The organism is Pseudomonas sp. SC3(2021), assembly GCF_019856535.1.
GTDB classification, from domain to species: Bacteria; Pseudomonadota; Gammaproteobacteria; order Pseudomonadales; family Pseudomonadaceae; genus Aquipseudomonas; species Aquipseudomonas monsensis.
Genome location: NZ_CP082236.1, coordinates 4,392,023 through 4,398,894, shown reverse-complemented (window position 1 = coordinate 4,398,894; position 6,872 = coordinate 4,392,023). Strand labels below are relative to the sequence as shown.

Annotated in this window: 1 protein-coding gene; it reads right to left on the bottom strand. The window is 65.1% G+C overall.

What is annotated here, in order from left to right; all coding sequences use genetic code 11:
• Positions 1-218 precede the first annotated feature (218 nt).
• Positions 219-6,632 (bottom strand): non-ribosomal peptide synthetase, encoded by a 6,414-nt coding sequence (locus K5Y35_RS19755; RefSeq protein WP_222832683.1) that lies wholly within the window; start codon positions 6,630-6,632, stop codon positions 219-221.
• Positions 6,633-6,872: the final 240 nt, after the last annotated feature.

Genomic DNA, 6,872 nt, shown 5'->3' with positions numbered 1-6,872 from the left:
GGGATAACCTGCTGTAAATACGAGAAAAATGAGCGCGCAGCCGCGAGTCCGTGCGAACTGCGCGCAGCCTGGAAAAACTAAAACATCGGGGCATGGGGGGCTGACATGGGAAGCGGGGACAAGCCACCTTCCCTGCCGACGAGTTGCCGAATACCTGTGGCGAGGGCGATTGCTCCCTCACCACAGGTTCGATGTCAGCCGTAGTGAACGGCGCCGGACTAGAGCCGGCGTTTGCGGTTGAGGCTCGGGATGGTGGTTTTCGGGATGACCACTTGCTGCGCCTCTCGCGTGGTGCTGAGCGCCAGCGCGGCCAGCGTCGGCTGACTGAACAGCGCCCGGGCATCGGTGTGCAAACCGTTCTGGCGCATGCGCGCCACCAGGCTTACCGCGAGTAGCGAATGCCCGCCGAGCTCGAAGAAGTTGTCATGCCGCCCGATCTGATCGACACCGAGCACCTCGCCCCAGATCCGTGCCAGCGTGGTTTCGACTTCACCCTCGGGCGCCACGTAAGGCCGGTTGATCAGCGCGTCCGCCCCCGGTTCCGGCAAGGCTTTCCGGTCGATCTTGTCGTTGGGCGTCAGCGGCAAAGTGTCGAGCCGTACAAAGGCTCCCGGCACCATGTATTCGGGCAGCCGCGCCAGCACATGGGTGCGCAAGGTCTCCAGCCCCGGTGCTTCTGCACCGCAGCGCACGGTGTACCAGGCCACCAGACGCTCGTCGCGCACCATCACCAGCGCTTCACGGATCGCTGGATGTTCGATCAGCCGCGCCTCGATTTCCCCCGGCTCCAGGCGCAAACCCCGCAGCTTGATCTGGAAGTCGTTGCGGCCGAGGAACTCCAGCTCGCCATGCGGGTTGTAGCGCACCAGATCGCCCGTGCGGTACAGCCGGTCGCCGGGCACAAACGGACTGTCGATGAAGCGCTCGGCCTGCATCTCGGGCAATCGGTGATAACCGCGCGCCACGCCGACGCCGCCGATGTGCAACTGACCGCTGACGCCTTGCGGCACCGGTTGATCGTAAGCGTCGAGTACGTACAGACGGGTGTTGCTCAGCGCCTTGCCGATCGGCACCAGATTCTCCGGCACCGGCAGGTGCGGCTCCAGCGTCCATCCGGTGCTGTCCACCGTGGTTTCGGTCGGGCCGTAGACGTTGTGCAAACGCACCCATGGCAACCGGGCACGCACCTGCCGCGCCAGTGCCGCGCTGAGTTCGCCGCCACCGTTGAGGACATCAGTGAGGCTGGTGCACTGCTCGACGTCGTCCTGTTCGATGAACTGCTGCAGCAACGCGGGGACGAACTTGACCACCGTCACTTGATGCTGGCGAATGGTCTGCACCACGTACGCCGAATCACGGTTGCCATCCGGTCGGGCCAATACCAGACGCATGCCGGAACACAGCGGCCAGAAGATCTCCCACACCGAACTGTCGAAGCTGAACGGCGCTTTTTGCAGCAGCGCACCGTGCCCGGTTGGCGGCGAAATGACCGAGCCCCAGTGCACCATGTTGCAGGCGCTGCGGTGTTCGATCATCACGCCTTTGGGCAGGCCTGTAGAACCCGAGGTGTAGATCATATAGGCGAGGTTCGCGCCGCCGAGGCCGGGCACCTGCAGATTGCTCGCGGCTTGCTGGTCCCACGTGCGGCGGTCGAGGTCGAGCAGCGGCACCCCCGGCTCGCCCAACAGTTGCCGCGTGGCGCCATGGACCAGCAGGGCAACCGGCGCGCTGTCCTGCAACATGTAATTCAGACGCTCCAGCGGATAGTCCGGGTCCAACGGCACATAGGCGCCCCCCGCCTTGAGGATGCCGAGCAAACCGACCACCAGATCCAGCCCGCGCTCGACACAGATCGCCACCCGCGCATCCGGCTGTACGCCGAGTTCGCGCAAGTGGTGGGCCAGGCGGTTGGCGTGCTCGTTGAGCTGGCGATACGTCAGGCTGCGTTCACCGCTCTGCAGCGCAACGGCATCGGGTTTGCGCTGCGCCTGCGCTTCGAACAAAGCGTGCAGCGGCTGCTCCAGCGGGCAATCGACCTCGGTGGCGTTGAACGCAATCAGCAAGCGTTGCAACTCCTCAGCCTGCAGGATCGGCAAGCGGTTCAGCGGCTGTTGCGGTGCCTGTTCCAACGCCTGCACCAGGCCGCTCAGCGCGGCTTGCATATAACCGCAGATCCGCTGTGCGCCGATCTGCGCCACGGCCCTGCCGGTGAGGCGCAAACCGTTGCCGTAATCATCCACGCTCAGGGTCAGCGGATAGTTGGTGCGTTCTTCGTTGGCCAGGGTTTCGATGCCTTGCCAGGCTTGCCGCGACGGTTCCAGCAGTTGCGATTCATCGCTGTGCCGGTAGTTGAGCAGCGCGCTGAACAGCGGCGCCGGTGAGGCGACTCCGCTGCAACGCTGGGCCAGCGCCAGCGACGCATGTTCGTGCCCGAGCAGTGCGGTCAGTCGTGCATGGGTAGCGCGCACAGCGTCGAGAACCCCGGCATCGACGTCGATGCGCAGCGGCAATGTGTTGATGAACACCCCCAACGCCCGGTCGGCGCCCTCGCCGCCCTGCATCCGCCCCATCAGCACGGTGCCGAATACCACATTGGACTGGCCGGACGTCGCCGCCAGCACCCGCGCCCACGCCAGATGGATCAGGCTCGCGACGCTGACCCCGGCCTGACGCGCCTGATGGCGCAAACGCTGATAGACCTCTGCCGGCAGCGCCTGCTGCGCCTCGTCGATACCGCAACCATCGCCCTGCACTTGCTGCAGGCCGAACGGCAGGGTCGGCGCGTCGATATCCGCCAGTTGTTCGCGGAAAAACGTCTCGTGCTCCTGCTCGCTGACACCCAGGCGCGCCTGCGCCACATAGTTGCGATACGGCACCGGCGGCGCCAGTTCCACGACCTGCCCGCAGAGGCTGGCCTGCAACTCGCCGCGCATCACTTCGAGGGCAATGTGATCCATCGCCAGGTGATGAAACAGCAGAATCCCCACTACCCGGCCCAACACCGGATCCTTGGCGTACACCAGACGCATCAGCGGCGCCTGACTGACGTCGAGGCGGTAACGCCGGGCGTTGAAGCGCGCATGCAACTGCTCGAGGACCGGGCCGTTGGCCGGGTCGAATTCGACTTCCTGCAACGGCAGAATCGCCTCGCGCCAGACCACTTGCACCGGCGTGCTCAGGCCTTCCCAGAGCACCGCCGTGCGTAGAATGTCGTGGCGCGCCATGACCTCGCGCAGCGCTGCGGCGAAAGCCTCGACGCGCTCAAGGCTGTCGAACGCCAGCTGCGATTGCAGCAGGTACGGATCGCCCTGGGCGGCGGTGATGTGGTGGTAGAGGATGCCTTCCTGCAGCGGCGCCAGCGGATAAATGTCCTGCACATTGGCTGCCCCGCCGGGCACCGTGGCGACGATGCGCTCGATGTCCGCCTGGGCCAGTTGCACCAGCGGCAGCAGCGCCGGGGTGATGTGCGTGCAGTCGGCAGCGATGCGGTTGGCAGGCACCTCGACTTCACGCCCGCTGCCGACCGAGGCCGCCAGTGCGGCGAGGGTCGGCTGACTGAACAACACGCGCACGTCACTGCTCAAGTCGAGCTGACGCATGCGCTCGATCAGTATCACCGCCAGCAAAGAGTGCCCGCCCAACTCGAAGAAATGGTCGTGACGCCCGACCCGTTCGACTTGCAACACTTCCGTCCAGATTTGCGCCAGAGCGATTTCAACCTCGCCTTGCGGCGCTTCATATTCGCGGCGGATCAGGTCCTCAGGCCCGGGCGCCGGCAGCGCCTTGCGGTCGACCTTGCCATTGGCGGTCAGGGGCAATGCCGGTAGACGCACGTAGGCGCTCGGCAGCATGGCACTGCTCAGGCGACTTTTCAGGTGCGCGTGCAACTGGTTGATGTCCAGCGGCGCCTGCTCGGTGAACCACGCCAACAACTGCCCGTCGCGCACCAGCACCACGGCTTCGCGCACCGCCGCATGGCTGGCGAGTGCGCTCTCGATTTCTCCCGGTTCGATGCGCACACCACGGATTTTCACCTGATCGTCGTTACGCCCCAGATACTCCAGCGTGCCGTCGTTGCGCCAGCGCGCCAGATCGCCGGTGCGATACATCCGCGCATCCGCCTCGCGGCTGAACGGATCGCGCAGGAAGCGTTCGGCGCTCAGGTCCGCACGGTTCAGGTAACCGCGAGCCACGCCGGCCCCACCGACGTACAACTCGCCGGCCACGCCTGGCGGCAGCGGTTGTTGCTGATCATCGAGCACATACACCGTGGCGTTGCTCACCGGCTTGCCGATGTGCAGCGCCTGCCCGGCGGCGAGGCGCCCCGAGGTCGCCACCACCGTGGCTTCGGTCGGGCCGTAGTTGTTGATCACCGCGAACGATTGCGGACGCGGGGGCTGGCGCAGGCGATCGCCACCGATCAGCAGCGTGCGCAAGGTCGGATGATCGAGCTGGCGGCTGAAGGCGTATTCGGCGATCGGGGTCGGCAGAAAACTCACCTCCAGTGGTTGCGCCCGCCACCAGTCGAGCAGCGCACCAATGTCTTCGCTGCCCTCGCTGGCGGGTGCCAGGTGCAAGGTCGCGCCCACGCACAGCGCCGGCCAGACTTCCCAGGCCATCGCATCGAAACCGAACCCGGCGAGGCTCGAGGTCTGGCTGCCGGCCTGCAGATCGAACGCGTCAGCGTGCCAGTCCACCAGATTGCACAGGGTCCGGTGCTCGACCATCACCCCTTTGGGCAGGCCGGTGGAGCCGGAGGTGTAAATGACATAGGCGAGATGTGCCGGGGTCAGTCCGGGCACCTTTGGCGCGTCACTATCAGTGGCCGGCCAGCTCGGGCGATCGAGTTCGATCACCGGCATCGACAACGCCGGCAGATGCCCGCGCAAACCACGCTGGGTCAGCACCGCCCGCGGCGCGCTGTCCTCCAGCAGATAGCTCAGGCGCTCGGCCGGATGCGCCGGGTCGAGCGGCACATAGGCGGCGCCGGCCTTGAGAATCGCCAGCAACCCGACCAATGTGTCGAGACCGCGCCGGGCGACGATCGCCACCCGGTCATCCGGGCGCACACCAAGATCGAGCAGATGATCAGCCAGCGCGTTGGCTCGTTGATCAAGCTCGGCATAGGTCAACGATTGCCCTTGCTGCACCGCCGCCAGCGCCTGCGGCCGTTGCGCCACCTGCGCCTGGAAACGCTGATGGATCGTGCTCACCGCCGGGTAGCTCACTCGCGTCGCATTCCACTGTTGCAGCAGCGCCTCTTCCTCAGGCGTGCTCAGGCTGAAATCCGCCACCGGCAAGTTCACCGCCTCCAGCCCTTGTTCCAGAATCAACAGCCAGCGTGCAGCCAGGGCCGTGATCTCCTCGGCGCTGAAATACGCCTCGCTGTAAACCAGGTACAAATGCGCGTCGTCGTTGACCTGATTGCTCAGCAGGTGCACCGCCAGCGGCGTGGCCTCCTCCATGTTGGAGGCCTTGATCATCCGCCCCGACGCCTCACCGTAGCGATAATCGTGAGCGCCCTGCTCGTAGGACACCGTCACCTCGAACAACTGCGAGCGCTCCTCACGCAGCAGACCCAAGGCGCGGTTCATCTCACTGACCGGGAAACGCTGATGGCGAAAATCCTTTCTGAGCTCATCGCGGATCGCCCTGACCAGTTCGCCGAACGTGCGCTGGCGACCAAACGCCATGTGAACCGCACTGATCTGCGCGAACAGCCCGAGGGTGGATTTGAACCGTGCACCGCCGCGATTGAGGATCGGCAGGCCGACCACCCATTCGTCACGCTGCGCCGTACGGCTGAAATACACGTGCAGCGCCGCCAGCAACACATGGAACGCCGAAGCGCCAGCGCCTCGGGCCACCTGCTTCATGCGCTCGTGCAACAACGCCGGCAAGGGTTGCTTGAACACCTGGGTCTGAACGGTTTTGCCGGCGCGACTCGGTTGATGGCGTGGCAGCAACAGCGGCTCGGGCAATTGCCGGTATTTGTCCAGCCAGTACCTGCGGTCCAGCGCGTAACGGCTCGACGCACGATAGCGCGTATCGTCGGCGATGAAGTCGAGGTAGGACGGTGCCGAAGCCGGCGCCGGTTGGCCGTTCGCCAGCGCGTTATAGATATCGTCCAGCGACTTGAACATTTCGCCGAAGCTCCAGCCATCAATGATCAGGTGATGGGCCTGAACGGACAGCCAGTGGCGCTCATCATCCAGGCGGATCAACAGAAAACGGAACAGGCAGCCGCCGCCCAGCACGAAGGGCTGATCAATACGCGCCTGAACCAATGCCCGCGCCGCCGACTCCGGGTCGGCCTGCGCCGACACATCGTGAATCGGCATCGGCACCGGCCATGCGCGGGCAAACCGCTGCAACGGCAAGCCATCGACGCCAGCGCCCGGCAGCAGCACCGTGCGCAGGGCGTCATGCCGGGCCACCAGGCCTTCGAGCGCTGCCTGCATCCGTGCCGGATCCAGCGGACCGCTCAGCTCCAGGTACCCGCCGATGTTGTACAGCGGCGAATCGCCGCGACTCAGCTGATCCAGCCAGATGTCCAGCTGCGCTGCGGTCAGGGGATACGTCTGGGTCGATGCGGACGGCGTGTCCACCGCTGGGGCAGAAATAGGCGGCATAAAGTCCTTCTCATGAAATTTTGCGCCTATTCAAGCATCGGCCCCGATGCCGACATGACACGTGAAACCCGGACAACCCAGCCCCCTCCCAAGGCCTGTCAGCCCCGGTTGCCGCTGATCCGGCAGGAAGCTTCTAAAAGTTCGGAGAGGAAACGCTGAAATACTTGTAGGAAAAATGCCACAAGCCAGCGCAGCCATCGGCCAGCGCAATGCTCGCACCGCAGCGCAATAGTCCCGGCT

Coding starts and splice junctions, on each gene's coding strand:
- K5Y35_RS19755 (WP_222832683.1), bottom strand. CDS start 6,632: ATGCCGCCTATTTCTGCCCCAGCGGTGGACACGCCGTCCGCATCGACC.